Annotated in this window: 16 protein-coding genes and 3 tRNA genes; 15 read left to right on the plus strand and 4 right to left on the minus strand. The window is 60.2% G+C overall.

The window, feature by feature from the left end; translation table 11 throughout:
- Positions 1 to 63 precede the first annotated feature (63 nt).
- The 4 genes from H7R73_RS14465 to dauA form a co-directional block, all read right to left on the minus strand.
- Entirely contained in the window at positions 64 to 1260 is a 1197-nt protein-coding gene (locus H7R73_RS14465) for a tyrosine-type recombinase/integrase (protein ID WP_232092697.1), read from the minus strand.
- A 711-nt stretch (positions 1261 to 1971) separates the two neighbouring features.
- A complete protein-coding gene (locus tag H7R73_RS14470) occupies positions 1972 to 3279 on the minus strand; it encodes a site-specific integrase (protein WP_223953347.1) in 1308 nt (435 codons plus the stop codon).
- An 83-nt stretch (positions 3280 to 3362) separates the two neighbouring features.
- Positions 3363 to 3450: transfer RNA gene (locus H7R73_RS14475), tRNA-Ser, on the minus strand.
- Positions 3451 to 3720: 270 nt separating this feature from the next.
- Positions 3721 to 5457, minus strand: coding sequence for a C4-dicarboxylic acid transporter DauA (gene dauA / locus H7R73_RS14480; RefSeq protein ID WP_103259936.1), 1737 nt, complete (start codon positions 5455 to 5457; stop codon positions 3721 to 3723).
- A gap of 675 nt (positions 5458 to 6132) precedes the next feature.
- Between dauA and H7R73_RS14485 the strand changes: the two genes are divergently transcribed.
- The 15 genes from H7R73_RS14485 to H7R73_RS14550 all read left to right on the plus strand — a co-directional run bounded on the left by H7R73_RS14485 (position 6133) and on the right by H7R73_RS14550 (position 20000).
- Positions 6133 to 6208 (plus strand) — tRNA-Asn (locus tag H7R73_RS14485).
- A 2-nt stretch (positions 6209 to 6210) separates the two neighbouring features.
- A tRNA-Asn gene (locus H7R73_RS14490) sits at positions 6211 to 6286 on the plus strand.
- A gap of 173 nt (positions 6287 to 6459) precedes the next feature.
- On the plus strand, positions 6460 to 7470 hold the full coding sequence (locus H7R73_RS14495) for an AraC family transcriptional regulator (protein WP_182951299.1): 1011 nt from the start codon (positions 6460 to 6462) through the stop codon (positions 7468 to 7470).
- A 178-nt stretch (positions 7471 to 7648) separates the two neighbouring features.
- A complete protein-coding gene (locus tag H7R73_RS24410; RefSeq protein ID WP_257707510.1) occupies positions 7649 to 7783 on the plus strand; it encodes a hypothetical protein in 135 nt (44 codons plus the stop codon).
- A complete protein-coding gene (locus H7R73_RS14500) occupies positions 7780 to 8619 on the plus strand; it encodes an oxidoreductase (protein ID WP_103259933.1) in 840 nt (279 codons plus the stop codon). The genes H7R73_RS24410 and H7R73_RS14500 overlap by 4 nt, the downstream gene beginning before the upstream one ends.
- Positions 8620 to 8970: 351 nt before the next feature.
- Positions 8971 to 10407, plus strand: coding sequence for a circularly permuted type 2 ATP-grasp protein (locus H7R73_RS14505; RefSeq protein WP_103259932.1), 1437 nt, complete (start codon positions 8971 to 8973; stop codon positions 10405 to 10407).
- Positions 10401 to 11327, plus strand: a complete 927-nt coding sequence (locus H7R73_RS14510; protein ID WP_103259931.1) for an alpha-E domain-containing protein — start codon at positions 10401 to 10403, stop codon at positions 11325 to 11327. Before H7R73_RS14505 ends, H7R73_RS14510 begins: the two co-directional genes overlap by 7 nt.
- On the plus strand, positions 11324 to 12124 hold the full coding sequence (locus H7R73_RS14515) for a transglutaminase family protein (protein ID WP_103259930.1): 801 nt from the start codon (positions 11324 to 11326) through the stop codon (positions 12122 to 12124). Before H7R73_RS14510 ends, H7R73_RS14515 begins: the two co-directional genes overlap by 4 nt.
- 31 nt (positions 12125 to 12155) lie before the next feature.
- Positions 12156 to 12857: a peptidase gene (locus H7R73_RS14520; protein WP_039038939.1), complete on the plus strand. Its 702-nt coding sequence runs from the start codon at positions 12156 to 12158 to the stop codon at positions 12855 to 12857.
- Positions 12858 to 12939: 82 nt separating this feature from the next.
- Positions 12940 to 13425, plus strand: a complete 486-nt coding sequence (locus H7R73_RS14525; RefSeq protein ID WP_010674393.1) for a YqhA family protein — start codon at positions 12940 to 12942, stop codon at positions 13423 to 13425.
- 118 nt (positions 13426 to 13543) lie between these two features.
- Positions 13544 to 13993, plus strand: a complete 450-nt coding sequence (locus H7R73_RS14530) for a hypothetical protein (RefSeq protein ID WP_039038940.1) — start codon at positions 13544 to 13546, stop codon at positions 13991 to 13993.
- A 4-nt stretch (positions 13994 to 13997) separates the two neighbouring features.
- Positions 13998 to 16958, plus strand: a complete 2961-nt coding sequence (locus H7R73_RS14535; protein WP_182951300.1) for a YncE family protein — start codon at positions 13998 to 14000, stop codon at positions 16956 to 16958.
- Entirely contained in the window at positions 16958 to 17797 is an 840-nt protein-coding gene (locus H7R73_RS14540; protein ID WP_103259929.1) for an FTR1 family iron permease, read from the plus strand. The genes H7R73_RS14535 and H7R73_RS14540 overlap by 1 nt, the downstream gene beginning before the upstream one ends.
- 75 nt (positions 17798 to 17872) lie before the next feature.
- The gene (locus H7R73_RS14545) at positions 17873 to 19297 is read left to right on the plus strand and encodes an FAD-dependent oxidoreductase (RefSeq protein WP_103259928.1); all 1425 of its coding nucleotides are present in this window, start codon (positions 17873 to 17875) and stop codon (positions 19295 to 19297) included.
- Positions 19298 to 19439: 142 nt separating this feature from the next.
- Complete coding sequence (locus H7R73_RS14550) at positions 19440 to 20000, plus strand: hypothetical protein (protein WP_103259927.1); 561 nt, start codon at positions 19440 to 19442, stop codon at positions 19998 to 20000.
- Positions 20001 to 20048 lie beyond the last annotated feature (48 nt).

Consider the following 20048-nt stretch of genomic DNA (forward strand, 5'->3'; position numbering starts at 1 on the left):
TCCCTTTATTAAAGGTGCGATTTAGTTTTAAATTAATGCTGAATGCGTGATGTAGACAGTGATTTACTGCGCCACAGAAATTCGCTGCATTAAAACACTCATCAATCTCTGCATGACAGCAGGAGTTGCCAGTAATGCGTCGACATCGAATTCGCTTTCTGTGTTTTTATCTTCAGTTTTTTGATTACAGCTCGGCACAGTAACTTGAGCCTGCTGACCAGCCATACAGGCATTAAATACCGTGTCAGCCCTACCCCTATAATCAGGGGCGTCCTCCATCAACCACTTGCCATAATGGCGTACCACCATTTCTGTACCGGTGTGCCCCATCTGACGGGCTATCCACTCGATGCTGATCCCCGCCGAGAGCAGTTGGCTTGCATAGGTGTGCCGAAATTGAGATGGCCCCCGATAACGCACCCCAGCAGCCTGACAGAACGGCCTGAAAAACCGCTCACGGAACTCATCAACCGAGGCATAACTGCGCCTTTTGGCGCTGTAGTAAGCCAGCAGGGTGCGTTGTTCACTCATCTGAGTGCGATTGTCCGACCTCGTGACCGTAATCTTCTTAGCCTTACGATGCTCCGCTAGCCTCATCAGGGTCTTGAGAGATCCAACAGCCTGTTCTGACAGCTCTATCGTGCGAATAGATCCCCTGGTTTTGGGCGTTTTGTACTGCCCATCAACCAACGCAAGGTCAGCCAATAAGGTCTGCTTGTCGAGATTGACCGCCTCCGCACTGACCGCCATTAACTCACTGATGCGCAGACCCGTAGAGATACCGAGTTGGATGAGTGACACCTCCAGCAAATGGGTGCTTTTCAGGGCGAGAAATGCCTTAATTTCGTATTGATAAAATGGATCAGGTTCGTCCACCTCAAATTTACATTTTTTAATGCCATCCATTGGACTGGTATGAATAACACCATCGCTGACAGCTCGTGCAAAGACTTGTCTCAATATATCCAAATATTGGTTAATGGTATTTCCTTTATATTTTTTGTTGCAAAATTTCACTACGAGTAGTTCAATGTCACTCGCACGATATGACGTCAGCGGTTTATCACCAATCCATTTTATCAACTGTTCTGCTTTACGCTTCGAAATGTCATAGGTTGTCTGCGCATACTGGTATTTTTTGATTTCCAGGTGCTGACGAATGGCTGCCGCCAGTGAATGCTCATCAACAATGACTGAACGCACAGTGTTGTGTTTAGTTTTTTGTTTTTGAACGGTCCTTTTATTGGTTTGTTTGTTCATAATTACCCTCATTACAGTTATAAATACTCCTTCAATTACAAAAACAGCAATAGCAAAACGTGATGCTCACGCATCGATACCGAGAGGGTAATAGTGCACCTAAAAACAGCGATATAAATTACTCTGTGACGCTATAAACAGATAAGTTTCACCTCAAAATCCTGTTAATTTGTCAAATGCCAAGTATACATTAGCGATAGCTGATGTCATTTAATCGATATAATCAAATGTTCCCGTCAGATTTTTACTCAACATTGCATCAAGCAAATACCATGTGTTATTCACTTCACCCGAATTTGGGTAATAAAAACCCGTTCAGCGTATCGAAGATAGCTGTGATATTGGTGGTATTTTTTAAATCTGAAGGGGTGATAACCCTTGTTTGAACGAGATAAACGTGTCGGTGTGTTCTACGCCATATTCATTTCGTTTCGATCCTTCGTGTTTACTGTCGTTGTTATGTCCTTGTTAGCAGCTTTATCAGCATACTACAACGATTGAGGACCACTCGTCAATGAAAATAACCCACAAAGAAAAAGAAATGTCAACATATTTTTATTAGGTTTTTTAAATATTTTCCAATGTGCTTAAAATCATTATAAATCATGAAGATAGGGCCATACCCGCCCCATTAAACCGCCGAGAAATGCCTCATATTGGTTTTTTCATGGGGGGGAGACAGCCCTGTTACCCAAAAAATATGCGTCATCTTTACGGTGATTTTCCCCCTGACAGCAGGTGGTGGGGTATCAGGTCGGTAGGAAGGGATTGGATTTTCTCATTCAGCAGCCTAATGTTCACACGTTTGCCATAGCGGCCAAACGTCAGGCCGTTTTTACTGTGTCCCGCAAGTTCGGCTACAACATGCTCAGCGACATCCGCCTGCTGTAACTCATCGATGAAGGTATGCCGCAGCCCGTAAAGCGTGGGACGGCCCTGACCTACGATGCCAGCCTCATTGAGGTGGCGTTGGAAGCGACAGGTGATGTTATGCGCCCAGTCGTCGTCTTTGCCTGATGGTTTGTCGTCGAACAAAAATACCTGCCCCTGACCGCGACGACTCTCCACATAGTCCAGGAATTGATGTCCGATCAACGCACTATGTAGCGGCACGGTACGGTACGCATTGGCACTCTTGAGCTGCTGATCCACCTCTCCCGCATCAACCATCAGACACCAAATCCCCTCGACCTGTTTGACGTTCAGAGTTTTGAGCTGACAGGCCTCAGAGGGTCGCAGCCCGGCATACAGGCACAGCAGGGGCACCCACCAGTCTTGAACTCTCAATTTTTTGCCTTTCTGGGATTGTTTGCTGCGCAGGCTGGCAAACAGCTGAGCCAGTTGAGGGCGATGCCAGCGCACTCGCTCCTCATCCGCCCGTTTGTGCGGCTTCTTGCCTGCCGTCAACCCATCAAAAGGGTTACGGCTGCAATAGTCCAGCGCCACGCACCAACGGAAGAACTGTTTCAGGGCGGCGAGGTAATCTCCTTTGGTTTTGAAACTGAGGTTGGTCTTGCGCAGCAAGCTGTTGCGGTACTCCTGCGCCAGAGCGGGCGTCACCTCATCGACTTTAACCCCTTTGGCCCAGGTGACGAAGGCGTTGATCCGAAGTTGGAGCTGGCCCACCGACCTATGCTGGATCCCCTCACTGGTTTTAGTCTCGATGAATCTCGCCAATGCGTGGGTGAGCATGATCCCACTGCTGGGGCAAGCTGGGGCATCAACAGAAGGTTCACGAGGTGTGGAAGGTGTTTGAGGAGGGATGAACCCCGCTGCTTTGAACGCGTCTAGATCGGCGCGGATCCAGCGATAGAAGCTGCGGGGAGCAGTATCCGCAGGGGTAGCCGCGATCAGTGCGCGAGTGCGAGCTGCCACAGCCAGGTTTCGGTCTACAGCGAGCTGCCTATCTTTGGTGCAAAGGGAAGTACGGATAGCGAAGGGCAAGCCACGGTCACGTAATGACTTAGGCAGCGGGAGACGAGTGTAGTAGGTGCCGGAGGCATTTTTACTCAGATACATGATTGTTCCACCCAGTTGATCCAGGAAAAAAATCACGTAAGTCTAGAAATGAAAAAACCCGTTGAAATTCAACGGGTTATATTTGGCGGTGAGGGAGGGATTCGAACCCTCGATACGTTGCCGTATACACACTTTCCAGGCGTGCTCCTTCAGCCACTCGGACACCTCACCAAATTTTCACTGCTTGAAGTGGCTTTCGGAGCACGCTGCGCGTGCATCTTGCCGACTTCGTCGGTGGGCAGCCACTCGGACACCTCACCCAATTTTGGTCTGTGCTTTAACGTGTTCAGCCAACACGAATTCGCTGCGCCGTTGCGCTGGAACGGGGCGTAATGTAAGGGATAGGCGCGAGGCGGTCAATGCAATTTTTTATCTTTTGCCACTGTTTGCTCAATAAGCGAACCAAGTGACTAAAAATATGCCATTTCCTATCCCTTTCCATCAATTTTCAACCGCTTCGTGCAAATGTTCTCCTCGAATTGCCTCTTCCAGCGAACCGTAGAACTCCAGCTCTCCCGGCACCGGACGCAGCTTGGCCCGCGCCAGGGTCTTGAGGGGCTGGAATTGCAATTCAGCCACCTTGAGACGGATCCCCGCCTTGGCCATGCGTTTTGCGAACTGCTGGAAGGCGGTGAGACCGCCAGCATCCAGGATGGAGACCGCCTCCATTTGCAGGATCAACTCCTTGTGGTCCTTCACCTGGGCAAGCAACTCGTCAAAGACCCGCTCGGCGGCGGCAAAGAACAGTGGCCCGTTGATCTTGTAGACAAGGGTCGAGGGGGACACCTCGCTGGCATAGCGTTTGTGATCCGCCAGGTTGTGCAGCCTGGTCATCTTGGCTATCTCGCGCATGAACAGCAAAGAGGCCAGGATCACCCCGAAGGTGATGGCGATGACCATGTCGAAGATGACGGTCAGCGACAGGCAGACCAGCAGCACCAGTACATCGGATTTAGGCGCCCGGCGCACCAGATCCACCACCTTGTGGGCCTCGCTCATGTTCCAGGCCACCAGCAGCAGCAGGGCGGCCATGGCAGAGAGCGGCAGCCAGGAGAGCCAGGGGGCCAGCACCAGAATGGCGGCCAGCACCACCAGCGCATGGACTATGCCGGAGATGGGCGAGGTGGCACCGGCCCGCACGTTGGCGGCGGAACGGGCGATGGCGGCCGTCGCCGTGATGCCGCCGAAGAAGGGGGCGAGGATGTTGCCAAGCCCCTGCCCCACCAGCTCGCCGTTGGAGCTGTGCTTGCGCCCCGTCATGCCGTCCAGCACCACGGCGCAGAGCAGGGATTCGATGGCCCCCAGCATGGCCATGGAAAAGGCGGCGGGCAGCAGCCCCTCGATGGCCGCCAGATCCCAGACCACGGGGGCGCCGTCCGGCCCGGGCAGGGCCCAGGGCATCACCAGGGTCGGGGCTATGGGGGGGATCCCCATGCCCTGGGTACCATCGGCCAGGGTATAGCTGAACTTGCTGCCGATGGTGGCCACCTCCACCCCGAACTGGTGCAGACCAAACGCCAGGCCCACCCCCACCAGCACGGCCGGCAGGTGACCCGGCACCGGCAGCCGCAATCTGGGCCAGAGCAGCAGCACCGCCAGGGTCGCCACCCCCACCAGGGTATCACCCCACTGCCAGCTCGGCAGGGCATGGACCAGCGCCTGCACCTTGCCGACATAGGTCTCCGGCATCTCGGGCACCTGCAGGCCAAAGAAGTCCTTGATCTGCAAGGTGGCGATCACGATGGCGATACCGCCGGTGAAACCCAGGGTCACAGAGGGCGGAATGTATTCGATGAGGCGACCGAGGCGTGCCATCCCCATGGCCACCAGGAAGCAGCCGGAGATGAGGGTCGCCATCAAGAGACCCCCCACCCCGAATTGCTGGGCCACCGGATAGAGGATCACCACGAAGGCGGCAGTGGGGCCCGAGATGGAGAAGCGGGATCCCCCCGCCACGGCGATGACGATGCCGGCGATGATGGCGGTGTAAAGGCCGTGCTGGGGCGGCACCCCACTGGCGATGGCCAGCGCCATGGCGAGCGGAATGGCGATGATGCCGACCGTGATGCCAGCGATGAGGTCGCGGCCAAAGCGCGCCACGCTGTAGGGTTCGTCGATGCAGGATTGGCGCAATGCGATGGCCAGCTTCACGCCTTGTAAGGAAGCTTGATTGTGCATGTCTAGGGTAATACCAGAAGAGGGAGACAAAGGCCGGGGTGAACCGGCACCCGATCATCATCAAGGGCCGGCAGAGCTGTCGACGCGGCGATGGTATCCAGAGCAACCATACCCGAGCCGGCCCGATAATTCGATGGGCAGGATCAAGAAATGGCCATTACCCCGCATTATTGTCATCGATAGCTCGCATATCGCCGATTTTCCCAGCCATCCCTTCATTTCTCTGCTCATCTCTCTGCTCATCGCGAACCGGCACCTCCCTCGAATCCCTCGCCCATCACCTCGGAGGCAAACCCATCGACAACCGGGATATCGCCGATTTTCCCTGCCATTCCCTTAATAGATCCCCGGTCATCGCGAACCGTCACCTCCCTCGCATCCCCCCACCACCTCAGAGGCAAGCCCATCGACAGGGGCGACATCGCCGATTTTCATCGGTTCCCGCCATGATCGGCTTATCCATTGCCTCGCCCTATCCAGGCCGATGGCACCTTCATCGCCAGCCCGACCGTGGCCGCAGGCGGAAGCATCTCAAGCTGCTGATTGTGCTGAAAATAGTCCACAGCGCCCAAGTTTTGGGCAAACGGGCCGAAAAGCCCTTTTTCCGTGGAGTGGCGGGTTGACACCCGTCCGGGGGATCATTAATATCCGCTGCGTCTCGACGAGACAGGCAATTCCTCCTTAGTTCAGTCGGTAGAACGGCGGACTGTTAATCCGTATGTCACTGGTTCAAGTCCAGTAGGAGGAGCCAATTCCCTCGTAGTTCAGTCGGTAGAACGGCGGACTGTTAATCCGTATGTCACAGGTTCAAGTCCTGTCGAGGGAGCCATATTCCATGCCTCAAAGGCCCGATCGCAAGATCGGGCCTTTTTGTTTTGCCTGTCTCTGGCATCCAATGCCACCACATTGGCGCCTTTTGCATGTCAATGCTCTCGCCCTGCCCCCTATACTGGTCCTCATTCCGCTAGCACTGACTTCACCTCGCACGGCAAAGGCGCACGCATGGCACACAAATCTCACTTTTCCCTGGACGTCGGATGGCAGCTACAGCTCAAAGACCTTGGCCTGCCATCCAGGCATGTCTTGCGCAGGGCACTGCTGCCGGAAGACACGTTGTCGCGCGAGAATCATGGGTTGACCACCGATGAGTATTTCCGTTTCTGGCGGGCGCTGGAGCAGGAAGCCAATGACCTCCTGTTTCCCTTGCGGCTCATCGAGACCGTTTCCAGCGAAGTCTTCAGTCCCCCCTTGTTTGCCGCCCTGTGCAGCCCGGATCTGATGCGGGCTGTCCAGCGGCTGGCCAAATACAAGGCGCTCGTTGCCCCCATGAGCCTCGAGATCTCGGTAGGCTCCTGGGGAGATATGACGCTCTCCCCTCGCTGGCAAGGAGGGCACACCGAGGTCCCGGTCTCCCTGCAGGTGGTGGAACTCGCCTTCTTTGTCCGACTGGCACAGATCGCCACACGTGAGGCGATCTGTGCCGTGCGAGTGACACTGCCTGCGCTCCCTGCTGGAAAGGCACTGCAGCGCTACGAGCGCTTCTTCGGCACCGCCATCACACTTGGAACCCATGCCAGCATTACGTTTTCTGCCGTGGACGTGCTGCGCCCCTTTCTCACGAGCAACGAGGGGATGTGGCGAGCCTTCGAGCCCGAGCTGCGTCGCCAGTTGTGCGAAATGGACTCTGCCGCCACCACGGCGGAGCGGGTGCATGCCGTTCTGCTCGAGCTCTTGCCAAGCAACTCGGCCACCATTGAGGTGGCGGCAAGTCGCCTGGGCATGAGCAAGAGAACCCTGCAACGCCGGCTGGAAGAGGAAGGGGAAAACTTTCGAGCCCTGGTCAGCGAGACGCGAAGAAGGCTCGCCTGCCACTACCTTGAGCACACCACCCTGTCTGGAGGGGAGATAGCCTTTCTGCTTGGCTTCGAAGATCCCAACTCCTTCTACCGCGCATTCCAGGATTGGACCGGGCGGACGCTGGAAAGCACTCGCCAGTCATATCGATTCAACTGAGGTCAGCCTCATGACCACCCATATCAATCCCGTCGCGTGCTGCTCGCCGGGGCCACCTTCGCCGTCGCTGGCAGCCGGGAGGCATTTAGCGCCGTCGACTTCACGGCCAATCTGGCCGCCGCCAGGGCCGCGGTCAAGGACGGTGATCGCCGCACAGGCTGACTCGAAAGCAATAGGGATGGCGCAGTTCGATGGCGTCATGGCGCCGTTTGCCAGAACCATGGCATCACGGGTCGGGTATGGTATCGATACCGCAGGCAAGCCGATTCTGGACTCGCATGCGATTCATTTTGCTCAAGGATCTTCCATATGAACTCAAACGTTGTGCTCGTCACCGGCGCCTCCTCCGGTATCGGAGCGGCCACCGCCATGAAACTGAAGGCTCTAGGATTCACCGTGTATGCCGCAGCGCGGCGCATCGAACGCATGCAATGCCTGACAGACGCGGGGATCCGCGTCATCGCCATGGATGTGACCCAGGATGCATCTATGCAGGCAGGAGTTGAGAGAATCATCACCGAAACCGGCAAGATCGACGTACTGGTCAACAATGCCGGGTATGGCTCCTACGGCTCGGTTGAAGAAGTCTCTCTCGAGGAGGGTCGCACCCAGTTTGACGTCAATGTGTTTGGCGCCGTTCGCCTCATCCAGCTGGTGCTGCCCCACATGCGCGCCCGACAGACTGGCACCATAGTCAACATCACCTCCATGGGCGGCAAGATCCACACCCCGCTAGGAGCCTGGTACCACGGAACCAAGTTCGCACTGGAGGCCATCAGCGATTGCCTTCGCATGGAGGTGGAACCCTTTGGCATCAATGTAGTAGTGGTAGAACCGGGTGGCATCAAGACCGAGTGGGCCGACATTGCCGCGCAAAAACTGCGCGAGGTCTCCGGCGAGGGGCCTTATGGTCACCAGGCCCTCCCCATGGCGGAGTCCATGATCGGACGCGCCAGCCGCCAGCGCCAGTCCCCGCCGGAACTCATCGCGGATACCATCGCCAAGGCGGTCCAGACCCGTCGCCCCAAGACCCGCTATGCCGTTGGTTTTGGTGCCAGGCCGATGATCTTCCTGCGCCGCTTGTTGCCGGATCGTGCATTTGACCGCTTCATGCGCCTTGCTACAGGGATCCCGCACCAACGCGGCTGACCCCAGTCCACCGACACCTCACCCAGGATAGGCTTGCGCCTGAAAGCCCGGCCATCGGTCGGGTTCTTTCTTATCCCCCTGCCCCACCTCGGGGCAAGGGCGCTCGCCTTCCGGCCCCGCATCCCGATGCGCCCGTCCCTTGCCCTCATGGCCTGTTGCCACAAGATGGCGCAGGCTTACCCTCTATGGGGTACCACTCTGGTGCGCCCTGCCTTGCCCCTTGATGACATAAAAGTCATCCATATGATTTTTCAATAAAAAATTACTGACACTGGCCTCGATAGCGACTCAATTGGCTGGCACAGCCCTTGCACTTTGTGATGTACGCAGGGACGTCACAAGGAGTTGCCTATGCTGCCCATCAAGCCCCCCGGACCCGGTTGTTACGACGAGATGCTGCTCACCGACAACCAGTTTCGCGATCATTACCACGCCTACCTGGCGTGGCTGCACCAGACCGACGAGAAGAGCATAGAGCGCAAGCGTGAAGAGGCCGACCTGCTGTTTCGCCGGGTCGGCATCACCTTCAACGTCTACGGAGACGGGGACGGCGCCGAGCGCCTCATCCCGTTCGACAGCATTCCCCGCATCATTCCCGCCCGGGAGTGGCAACATCTGGACAAGGGGATCCGCCAGCGCGTCACCGCCCTCAATGCCTTTCTGCACGACATCTATCACGATCAGCGCATCCTGAAGGCGGGGGTGATCCCGGCTGCCCAGATCCTCACCAATGCCCAGTACCAGCCCTGCATGCAGGGGGTCGACCTGCACCGGGACACCTATGTCCACATCACCGGGGTCGACATCATCCGCAACCACGACGGTGAGTACTATGTGCTGGAGGACAACCTGCGCACCCCCTCCGGGGTCTCCTACATGCTGGAGAACCGCAAGATGATGATGCGCCTCTTCCCGGAGCTGTTTCACAACCAGCCCATCGCCCCGGTGGAGCGCTACCCGGCCCTGTTGCTCCAGACCCTGCGCGAGAGCAGCCCGGTGGACAACCCCTGCGTGGTGGTGATGACTCCAGGACGCTTCAACAGCGCCTACTTCGAGCACAGCTTCCTCGCCCAGCAGATGGGGGTGGAGCTGGTGGAGAGCGCGGATCTGGTGGTCAAGGATGGTCAGGTGCTGATGCGCACCACCACGGGGCTGAAAAGGGTGGATGTCATCTATCGCCGCATCGACGACGACTTCCTCGATCCCCTCGCCTTCAACCCGGACTCCCTCATCGGCGTGCCCGGGCTGCTCTCGGTCTACCGCGCCGGCGGCGTGGTGCTGGCCAATGCCATCGGCACCGGGGTGGCGGATGACAAGTCCATCTACCCCTATGTGCCGGAGATGATCCGCTTCTATCTGGGGGAAGATCCCATTCTCAACAACGTGCCCACCTGGCAGTGCCGCGAGCCGGCTGCCCTCTCCCACGTGCTGGCCAATCTGGAGGAGCTGGTGGTCAAGGAGGTCCATGGCGCCGGCGGCTACGGCATGCTTATCGGCCCCTGCGCCAGTCGCGAGGAGCTGGCCCGTTTTCGCGAACTGCTCAAGGCGCGGCCCGACAACTACATCGCCCAGCCGACCCTCTCCCTCTCCACCTGCCCTACCTTCGTCGACGCCGGCATCGCCCCTCGCCACATCGACCTGCGCCCCTTCGTCCTCACGGGGCAGGAGCTGCGCCTGGTGCCGGGCGGCCTGACCCGGGTCGCCCTCACCGAAGGCTCCCTGGTGGTCAACTCCTCCCAGGGTGGTGGCACCAAGGACACCTGGGTCATGGAGGGCAGCCCATGCTGAGCCGCACCGCAAGCGAACTTTACTGGATGTCCCGCCACCTGGAGCGGGCGGAGAACACGGCGCGCATGCTGGACGTCACCCAGACCATGTCGCTGATGCCCTCCATCGACGCCGATCACAGCGAGCTGGTGGCGCCCCTCACCATCAGCGGTACCCATGAGCCCTTCCTGGCCCGCTACGGCCAGGTGAACATGGAGAACCTGCTGCAATTTTTCTGCTTCGACGAGGAGAACCCGAGCAGCATCTTCAGCTGTCTGCGCATGGCCAGGGACAACGCCCACGCCGTGCGGGGCAAGATCCCCGGTGAGGTGTGGGAGAGCATCAACGCCGCCTGGATAGAGATCCGCCGGCGCCGCCAGGCGGGGCTCTCCAGCGGTCAGGCCCAGGAGTTCTTCGACTGGATCAAGGAGCGCTCCCACCAGTTTCGCGGCGCCACCTATGGCACCATCATGCGCGGTGACGTGCTCTGGTTCCTGCGCCTTGGTACCTTCATCGAGCGGGCCGACAACACGGCACGCATCCTGACCGTGAAGTATCAGGTGATCCGGGAGGACGAGGACAGCGTGCGCGAGTTCTACCGCTGGAACGCCCTGTTGCGGTCAGTGGGCGCTTACGAGGCCCACCAGACCCTCTACAAGACGCTCTCCCATGCCTCCATCGCCGAGCTGCTGATCCTGCGCAATGACGTGCCGCGCTCCCTGCGGGCCTGTCTCGACGAGATGGAGCTGATCCTGGCCCAGATCGAGGGCAACGCCGGTCAGACGCCCCGGCGCCTGACCACCATACTCAACGCCCATCTGACCTATGGCGCCATCGACGATGTCTTTGCCCTCGGCATGCAGGCGTACCTGAGTGATTTCCTCAGCGACATCGGCGCCATCGGCCAGAGCATCCACGCCGCCTACCTGGAGGTATTATGAGACTCATCATCGATCACCAGACCCGCTACCACTATGCCGACGTGGTGCGCCGCAGCACCCAGTACCTGCGCCTGACTCCCCACAGCACGGCTCGCCAGCAGATCCTCTCCTGGGAGCTGGAGCTGCCGGGGGAGGCCACCTGCACCACGGACGGTTACGGCAACATACTGCACGTGCTGAGCCTGGAGTCCCCCCACGAGGGGATCCTGATCCGCGCCCACGGGGAAGTGGAGATCTGCGACGACGCCCCGGAAGATGAGGAGTCCTCCCTCATCTCTCCCCTGAGCTACCTGAGGCCCACCCCCCTCACCCGCCCGACCCCGGCCCTGCAGGATCTCGCGAAGGCCTGCCTGCCAGAGGCGCCGACCCTGGCCGACTTGCAGAGCCTGATGGCACGCATCCTGGTGCTGATGCCCTATCAGCCCGGCAGCACGGATGCCACCTTCAGCGCCGACGAGGCACTTGCTTCGGGCAGCGGCGTCTGTCAGGACCATACCCATGTCTTCCTGACCTGCTGCCGCCACGCCGGCCTGCCGGCCCGGTACGTGAGCGGTTACCTTTACAGCCAGGACAACAGCCACGTGGCGATGCACGCCTGGGCCGAGGTGTGGATCGAGGAGCGCTGGCACACGTTCGACGTCACCAACCTCACCAGCTCCACCAGCGAGCACCTCAAGCTCGCAGTCGGCATGGATTATCTGGATGCCTGTCCGGTGCGCGGCGTGCGCTATGGCGGCGGGTGCGAACAGTTGCAGAGCCAGGCGCAGGTGACCCGCCTGGATGGACAGCAGCAATGAAGACCGGGAGAGTCCTGGCGGGAGTGCGGTCATGACCTATTGCGTCGCCATGTGCCTGCAAGACGGCATGGTGTTTGCGTCCGATTCGCGCACCAATGCGGGGGTGGATCACATCGCCACCTTTCGCAAATTGCACCTCTTCACCCGGGAGGACAGGGTGATAGTGCTGCAAAGCGCGGGCAATCTGGCCACCACCCAGAGCGTCATCAGCCTGCTGACGGAGGGGCAGGAGCTCCTTGCCCTCCCCAGCCTCTACGAGGCTGCCGCCCTCATCGGCCAGACCATACGCACCGTCATCAGCCGGGATGGGGGTCAGCAGCAGGGCCATATCAACTTCGGCTGCAACATCCTGCTGGGGGGGCAGATCCGGGGGGAGCGCCACCGCCTGTTCCACATCTATCCGGAGGGCAACTTCATCGAGGCGAGCGCCGACACCCCCTATTTCCAGATTGGTGAGAGCAAGTACGGCAAGCCCATCATAGATCGCATCATCAGCCATGAGACGCCGCTTCAGACCGCATTGCAGTGCGCCCTCATCTCCATCGACTCGACCCTGCGCAGCAATCTGTCGGTGGGCTTGCCCCTGGATGCCCTGGTCTATCACGAGGGCAGCTTCTCGGCGACGAACCAGCACCGCATCACCGAACAGAACCCCCATTTCGTGGCGCTGCGAAAGGCCTGGGGCGAGGGGTTGCAGCAGTTGTTCCAGGGCCTGCCCACTTTCCCCCTCTAGGCCGGGCGGGAGGCGCCAAGGCGCTTTCCCGCTCCTTTCTTTCCGGATATTCTGGCTGCCTTCCTTTTCGATGGAGTTTCCCATGCGCCGCTTCAACGTCATGCTCAACGGCAGCCGGTTGATGATGTTCCCCTTCTATGTCTGCATCCTTATCTGTGTCGCCCTCCTGATGGTGAAGTTCGCCATGCAGCTCTATGTGCTGTGCCGCGACATCATCGACATCCACTATCTGGATCTCATCACGGGGGTACTCACCCTGGTGGACTTCGTGCTGGTGGCCCAGATGCTGATCCTGGTGGCCATCTGCGGCTACGTGCAGTTCATCAAGACCCCGGAGCAGCGAGCGGCCCTTGGCGATAACTGGCTCAGCAAGATCAACTTCGCGTCCCTCAAGCTCATCGTCATCAACTCCCTGGTGACCATCGCTGGCATCGAGGTGCTCAAAGCCTTCCTCGACGACGGCACCGGCAACGAGATCGAGATGAAGTGGTCGGTCATCGTCTTCCTCGCCTTCTCCACCGCGGCACTTATCTATGCGGTGACCGAGCGGCTGGCGGAGCACAAATAGGGCCCGGCGCCATTCAGGGTCTATTCATCAAGAGCCGAATTGATAACTCTTTTCATTACCCTTACTGCATTGTAAACTTGCTCGCCCCGGGCTGAACCGCCCGGGAGCTGGAGCACCCATGACGAGTCTTTCCCTCTCACCACGACACTGCTGGCAGTGGCTGGCCTATCACCATCAGGCGGCCGAGGGTGCCCTTTATCTGATGTTTTTCTCCGGTCTGCTGCTGTGGGAACCCCTGACGCCGACCTGGTCCCTGGCGCGCTGGAACCTGTTTTTGCACGTCGCCCTCTCGCTCACCCTGTTCCCCTTGCTGTTTGGCGCCTTCTGGCTCTCCCATCGCAGCCTGCTGCGCAAGAGCCGCAAGCCTTTTCTGCGCACCACCGGGCGCATCATCGAAGCCTTGCTGCTGATCTGTCTGGCCAGCGGACTGGTGCTGGTGCTGCACGGCACCCCGGGGGATAGCCTCGGCAACCTTGCCAGCTGGGCCCACTGGCTGAGCGCCCTCGCGTTGACGCCCCTGGTGCTGCGCCACGCCTGGCGCTGGACCATCTTGAAATGGCGCACCTGATCTTATGTTGAAGTTGTTGTTATCCCTGATGTTGGCCGCCCTGCTGCTGGGGACCGCCTCGGCCCGGGAGATGGGCGCCGCCATGATTGCCTATGACGAGGGGAGCGCCCCGCGCCTGGTCACCGCCAACCAGAGTGCCGGCTCGGTCACCCTGCTTGAGCGCGATAGCGGCAAGCGACTTAAAGAGGCACAACTGGGGGGCGATCTGCGCCAGCTGGCCCGCGCCGATGACGGCACCCTGCTGGTCACCGATTACAGCGGCGATCGCCTGCTGCTCTTGGATGATGATCTCGAGCAGGAAAAGGCGATCCCCACCGGCCATAGACCCTATGGCGTTATCTTCGATCCCAAGCGGCGCTGGTTCTGGGTCACGCTGTTCGAGGGAGGGCGCCTTCAGGCTTATGACAGGGCGGGCAACCTCCAGCTGGATGCAAAAACCGCCGAGACTCCCCGCGGGCTGGCATTGACCGACGACGATCGCCTGCTGCTCACCCACGCCATGACAGGCCAGCTCGCCATATATGATCTCGCCAAACTTGAGAAGGGCGCTACCCTCCCCAAGCCCAAGCTCATCACCCTGGCGGAAACCCACAGCGATACCCCGAGCGACTCCCAGGGATTGCCGCGCCTGCTGGACGGCATCGCCCTCTCCCCCGATGGCAGCGAAGCCTGGCTGCCCCACGTGCTCTGGAGCTTCGATCACCCCTTCCAGTTTCAGAGCACCGTCTTCCCGGCCGTCTCCATCATCGATCTCGATGAAGAGAAGGAGCGGGTCGATGAAAGAAAACAGCTCTTCTTGCAGATCAACCTGCCCAGCGTCGGCAACCGCAGCCAGATCGTCTCCAACCCGTTCACGGCGCGCTTCGCCGCCGATGGCAAGCGGGTCTACCTGACCCTGGCGGGCTCGGAGGATCTGCTGGTGTTCGACCTGTCGCGCAGCGGCAAGCAAAACAGCAACCGCCACCGCCGCAAGAAGTTTCAGGGGGGCGCCAAGGCGACCCAGCTCTTGCGTCACCTGCCGGGCCAGAATCCGCGGGATCTGCTGATCGATGGTGACCACATTCTGGTGCACAACGCCATGGGGCAGGATCTCACCCGCCTCAATAGCGGCGGCAGCGGCCCGTTTGCCCGGGTCACCGTCGATGTGCCCCACTTCGCCAAGCTGGTAGAGACCGATCCCCGCCCCAAAGCCCTCAAGCGCGGTGAACGATTGTTCAACCTGGGTAATACTGCCGCCAATAGCCGCTTCCCCATGGCGGGGGACAACTGGATGAGCTGCAACTCCTGCCATCTGGACGGGTTCAACTTCACCAACCGCTATCTGATGGCGGCCCATCGCCAGCAGAGCGGCGACAACGCCATCAACGGCCACGCCAACCTCGCCAACATGGTGGCGGGGGACTTTATCGGCGAATACCTGCGCATGACCCAGCAGACCCAGGGCGGCATGGGCCATGACACCCGTGATGGGGCCGAGTCGGTCGACCCCGCGAGGCCCCAGCCCGAGGTGCAGGCGATGATGGAGGATCTGCACGCTTTCGTCACCGCCGATGGCAACCTCCCCTATCTGGCCAACTGGCTCAGGCTCGATGCCCCGCGCAGGGATCCTGCCAAGGCGCCGACCACCCACCCGAAAGAGTGGCTCAACTCCGCCTCCTGCCAGAACTGCCACCAACAGGCGTTCCAGGACTGGAGCGAGAGCAACCACCGGCTGATGGGCAACTCTCACCCCTACTACAAGGTGGTGCAGGCGCTGGCCCGCGAAACCGAAGGGGAAGCCTTCGGCCAGTGGTGCCAGGGCTGCCACATGCCCCAGCAGGTGATGAACGGCCAGACTGATCTGCCCAAGGGCTCCCACATGTTCGAGCAGGGCGGCGCTTCGCTCATTGCGGCCCACCAGAAAGGCGAGCCCGTGGTGGAAGAAGGCACCGGCTGTGTGCTCTGTCATCGCATCACCAAGCTCGAGGATGCAGGCGGCAACAGCGCCTTTACGGTCAATTTGAAAGACCGCGAGAGCTATGTGTTCGAGGATGCCGCCGGTGGCAGCCTCCAGCACTGGCTGGCAGAGCGGCAGATCAACGCCCGCCCCGCCATGCACAAGGCCTCCTACCAGAAGGATTTCTACCGGGACGCGGCCCTGTGCAAGTCGTGCCACAACGAGTTTGCCCCGGGCACCGGCGCCAATATCGTCAACACCTGGGACGAGTGGGAAAAATCCAGCTTCGCCAAAGCCGAAGATCCCGCCAAACGGCGCACCTGCATCGACTGCCATATGAACCCCGAGCCGGGCAATGGCGGCGCGCCGGTGGCGGGCCAGTCCACCGAAAACGGCACCGTGAAAGAGCGGCTCTATCGCCACAACTTTACCGGTGCCCAGCACCAGCTGGTGGGGCTGCGCAATCCCGCGCTCGAGCAGGAGAGCCTGGCGCTGCTGCGTTCAAGCGCCACCCTCTCGGCCCGCATTGAAAACCAGAGTGGCCAACCCGCGCTGGTGGTGAGAGTCGCCAATACCGGCGCCGGCCACGCCCTGCCCACCGGGGTCGCCGATTTCCGTGAACTCTGGCTGGAGCTGACCGTCACCGACGCCAGCGGCAAGCTGGTGCTCCAAAGCGGCCAGCCGGTGAACGGTGCCGTCCCTGAGGATGCGCGGCTATTTAGAAAAGTGTTTGGCGATGCCGAAGGCAAGCCGGTGGGGCTCAAGTTCTGGCGCTACGCCAAGCTCCTTGAAGACACCCGCATCCCGGCCGATGGCTGGCGCGATGAAGCCTGGCCGCTACCCGCAGATGCCCGGGGGCCCTTCAAGGCCGATATCAGACTCAATTTCCGCACCTACCCCAAGTGGGTCAATGATGCGGTGCGCGCCGCCGAGCCGAGCTTGCCGGAGCCACCCATAGTGCTACTCAATCGGCTGCAACTGACCCTGCAGCCCCTCCCCGTTACGCCCGATACGGAGCCTCAATCCTGATGTTCGCAAGTTTTCTCATTACCCTGCGCGAGGGGCTGGAAGCCTTCCTGCTGGTCGGCATCTGCCTCTCCTACCTCGCCAAGCTGGGGGCAAGCCGCTACAACAAGTTCATCTATCTGGGGGTGGGCCTCGGTCTCGTCGCCTCCCTTGTCGTCGCCTTCCTGTTCCAGGTGGTGGTGAGCCAGTTCGAGAGCGAACGTTACAACCACCTCTTGATGGCGGGGATCCTGATCTTCGCCACCTTGGTGCTCACTTATATGGCTATCTGGATGCAAAAACAGGCCAAATCCCAGGTGGGGGCCATGACGGCGCGTATCGATGCGGCCATCGACGGTGGCAACCTGTTTGGTCTGGTGCTGCTCGCCTTCCTGGCGGTGATGCGCGAAGGCTTTGAAACCGTGCTGTTCTTCTCGGCCCTGGTTTACTCCGGGCAAGGGGTGGATCTGCACCAGGGGCTGATGGGCGCGCTGGCGGGGCTGCTGGTCTCTGTGGTGCTGGTGTGGGGGCTGCTGCGCTCCACCCGCAAGGTGGCGCTGGCCCCCTTCTTCCGCTGGACCGGCCTGCTCATCATCATCATCGCCGCAGGCTTGCTCTCGTCCGCCGTCAACATGTTGCAGGCAGCGGACGTCATCACCTTCTGGACCACGCCTGTCTTCAACATCAGCCACATCCTCGACGATCAGGGGGTATTCGGCACCTTCCTGCGCGCCCTGTTTGGCTACAACGCCTCACCGGCCGGCCTGCAGTTGCTGACCTGGGCAAGCTACCTCATCATCTTTGTCACCCTCTGGCATCGCAGCTATCGCCCCCAGGGGAGCGCCGCCCCGACCAGGGGCTGAGCCCGGGGATCACACTCTGTTCGGGAGCCGCGCACAGGCGCGCTCCCCCAGCTATCACGCCGTTTCGGAACACTCATGAACGACAACAACAAGAAGCACATTGCGGTACTGGGCGCCGGCCCTGCCGGTTTGATGGCCGCCTGGCGCCTGCGCCAGGCCGGTTTTGCGGTCACCCTGTTCGAGCAGGAGAGCGTGGTGGGCGGCATGTGCGCCACCCAGACCTTCAAGGGGCGCGACGGCGAGTATCGCTTCGACTACGGCGGCCACCGCTTCATCACCAAGAACCCCGAGCTGCTCGCCTTTATCGACGAGCTGATGGGGGACGATCTGCTCCACGCCGAGCGAAAGAGCGTCATCCGCTTTGGCGGGCGTACCTATGACTACCCCCTGAACCTGCCCAACTTGCTCAAGACGGCGCCGCTGGCCCTGATGGCCGGTGCGGTGAAGGATCTGCTTCTGTTGCCCTTTGCCAAGAAGCCCACCGATTTTGCCAAGGCGAGCTTTGCCGAGTGGATCCAGAGCCACTTCGGTCGCACCCTCTACCGCCAGTTCTTCGAGGGCTACACCGGCAAGTTGTGGGGCATCAACCCGGACAAGCTCTCCGCCGACTGGGCTGGCCAGCGCATCAGCCTGATCGATCTCAAAGACGTGGCGCGCCGCCTGCTGCCAAGGCGCAACGGCAGCATGTCGGTGCGCACCTATGCCCGCAAATATCGTTATCCAAAGTATGGCTTTGGCCAGATCTTCACCGCCCTGGGGGAGCGGCTGGTGACAGAGGGCGTCACACTCAAGACCGGCGCCACCATCACCCGTCTCGAGCAGACCGATGGCCGCATTGAACGGGTGTATTGGAAACAAGATGACGTGGAGCAGAGCGAGCGCTTTGATCAGGTGATCTCCACCCTGCCGCTGCCGCTCACCTGCCAGCACCTGGGCTTGCCGTGCGATCTCCACTACCGGTCGCTTCGCTTCGTCAATATGCCCCTCAAACAGGAGAACCTGTCGGACAACACCTGGCAGTACCTCTCCGACCCCCATATTCTGGCCACCCGCTTGCAGGAGCCGCGCCGGCGCAGCCCCTTTATGGCGCCTCAGGGCCAGACCTCAGTGATGCTGGAGATCCCCTGCAATCCGGGGGATGCCACCTGGCAGGCACCGCTCTCTGATCTGCGCGGTCGGGTCACCGCCGATCTGGCGAGCCTCGGCGTCGATACCCAGAAGCTCGGCGATGAGACTTTTGAAGCACGTAGCGAGTACGCCTATCCGCTGATGGATCTGGGCTATCAGGCCCGTCGCAACGAAGCCATCAAGGCGCTGATGCCGATAGGCAACCTCATCATGACCGGCCGTCAGGGGACATTCCGCTACATCTTCACCGACACCGCCATGGAGATGGGGATGATGGCCGCCGACATGGTGATCGACGGGGTGGACAGACGCCACGCCATCTTCAATCATCGCAACGAAAATACCGTCATTGAAACCCAGAGCGTGGCGTGAGCACGATGACTGGTGTTCAACAGGCAGACAGACGCCGCAACACCTTCAATCATCGCAACGAAAATACCGTGATCGAGACCCAGAGCGTGGCCTGAGTGCCGCGCCATGGGCATAACCTCTTGGCATAAGTAAGGAGAACAGGATGACCATCCGCCCGGGTTTACTTGCCCTCACCCTGCTGCTGACCCTGAGCGGGCAGGCGCAGGCTTACTCCTACGCCGCAGCCGGCAAGGAGCCGCTGATCGATGCCCGCGAGGCGCTGCTGGGCGCCGCCACCGACGGCAAGGATGCCAGCGCCACCTTGAGCGAGATTGCCGAGGAGCTGACCTATCTGGAAGAGCACCACAAGGTGAAGCTGCAAGCACCGCTGGCCGCCGCCATCAAGGCCAAAGACGCCGCCGCTACCGCGGCCCTGCTCAACCGGGCCTACAAGGCGGAGATCGAGCGCCGCCTCGAGGGGGCCAGCCAGAACCTTGGCGACTACCAGACCGCCAAGGTGCTGGTGGTCAAGAGCAAGCGCTTCCTCGATTTGATCCTCCCCTCCCTCGATGAAGGGGATCGCAAGGCCGCCGAACAGGCGCTGGCCAAGGTGCTCGATGCCATCGGCAACCCTGGGGTGTTCGGGGTGGGCGCCAAGCCCGCCGATGCCACCGCCTTTGGCGATGCCGAAAAAGCGCTGATGGCCGTGCTGGCGCCGCTTTGATGACCTCTCATCGATGACGACGGCCCCCCTCATCCCCAACCCTTCTCC

It is taken from the genome of Aeromonas sp. WP2-W18-CRE-05, assembly GCF_014168615.1.
In the GTDB taxonomy this organism is placed as follows: Bacteria; Pseudomonadota; Gammaproteobacteria; order Enterobacterales; family Aeromonadaceae; genus Aeromonas; species Aeromonas caviae.

What these genes read in the sequence shown, in the direction of transcription:
- H7R73_RS14530 (WP_039038940.1), top strand. Translation starts at nt 13,544, where the DNA reads ATGACGAGTCTTTCCCTCTCACCACGACACTGCTGGCAGTGGCTGGCC.
- H7R73_RS14545 (WP_103259928.1), top strand. Translation starts at nt 17,873, where the DNA reads ATGAACGACAACAACAAGAAGCACATTGCGGTACTGGGCGCCGGCCCT.
- H7R73_RS14535 (WP_182951300.1), top strand. Translation starts at nt 13,998, where the DNA reads ATGTTGAAGTTGTTGTTATCCCTGATGTTGGCCGCCCTGCTGCTGGGG.
- dauA (WP_103259936.1), bottom strand. Translation starts at nt 5,457, where the DNA reads ATGCACAATCAAGCTTCCTTACAAGGCGTGAAGCTGGCCATCGCATTG.
- H7R73_RS14470 (WP_223953347.1), bottom strand. Translation starts at nt 3,279, where the DNA reads ATGTATCTGAGTAAAAATGCCTCCGGCACCTACTACACTCGTCTCCCG.
- H7R73_RS24410 (WP_257707510.1), top strand. Translation starts at nt 7,649, where the DNA reads ATGGCGCAGTTCGATGGCGTCATGGCGCCGTTTGCCAGAACCATGGCA.
- H7R73_RS14515 (WP_103259930.1), top strand. Translation starts at nt 11,324, where the DNA reads ATGAGACTCATCATCGATCACCAGACCCGCTACCACTATGCCGACGTG.
- H7R73_RS14465 (WP_232092697.1), bottom strand. Translation starts at nt 1,260, where the DNA reads ATGAACAAACAAACCAATAAAAGGACCGTTCAAAAACAAAAAACTAAA.
- H7R73_RS14540 (WP_103259929.1), top strand. Translation starts at nt 16,958, where the DNA reads ATGTTCGCAAGTTTTCTCATTACCCTGCGCGAGGGGCTGGAAGCCTTC.
- H7R73_RS14495 (WP_182951299.1), top strand. Translation starts at nt 6,460, where the DNA reads ATGGCACACAAATCTCACTTTTCCCTGGACGTCGGATGGCAGCTACAG.
- H7R73_RS14505 (WP_103259932.1), top strand. Translation starts at nt 8,971, where the DNA reads ATGCTGCCCATCAAGCCCCCCGGACCCGGTTGTTACGACGAGATGCTG.
- H7R73_RS14510 (WP_103259931.1), top strand. Translation starts at nt 10,401, where the DNA reads ATGCTGAGCCGCACCGCAAGCGAACTTTACTGGATGTCCCGCCACCTG.
- H7R73_RS14500 (WP_103259933.1), top strand. Translation starts at nt 7,780, where the DNA reads ATGAACTCAAACGTTGTGCTCGTCACCGGCGCCTCCTCCGGTATCGGA.
- H7R73_RS14550 (WP_103259927.1), top strand. Translation starts at nt 19,440, where the DNA reads ATGACCATCCGCCCGGGTTTACTTGCCCTCACCCTGCTGCTGACCCTG.
- H7R73_RS14525 (WP_010674393.1), top strand. Translation starts at nt 12,940, where the DNA reads ATGCGCCGCTTCAACGTCATGCTCAACGGCAGCCGGTTGATGATGTTC.
- H7R73_RS14520 (WP_039038939.1), top strand. Translation starts at nt 12,156, where the DNA reads ATGACCTATTGCGTCGCCATGTGCCTGCAAGACGGCATGGTGTTTGCG.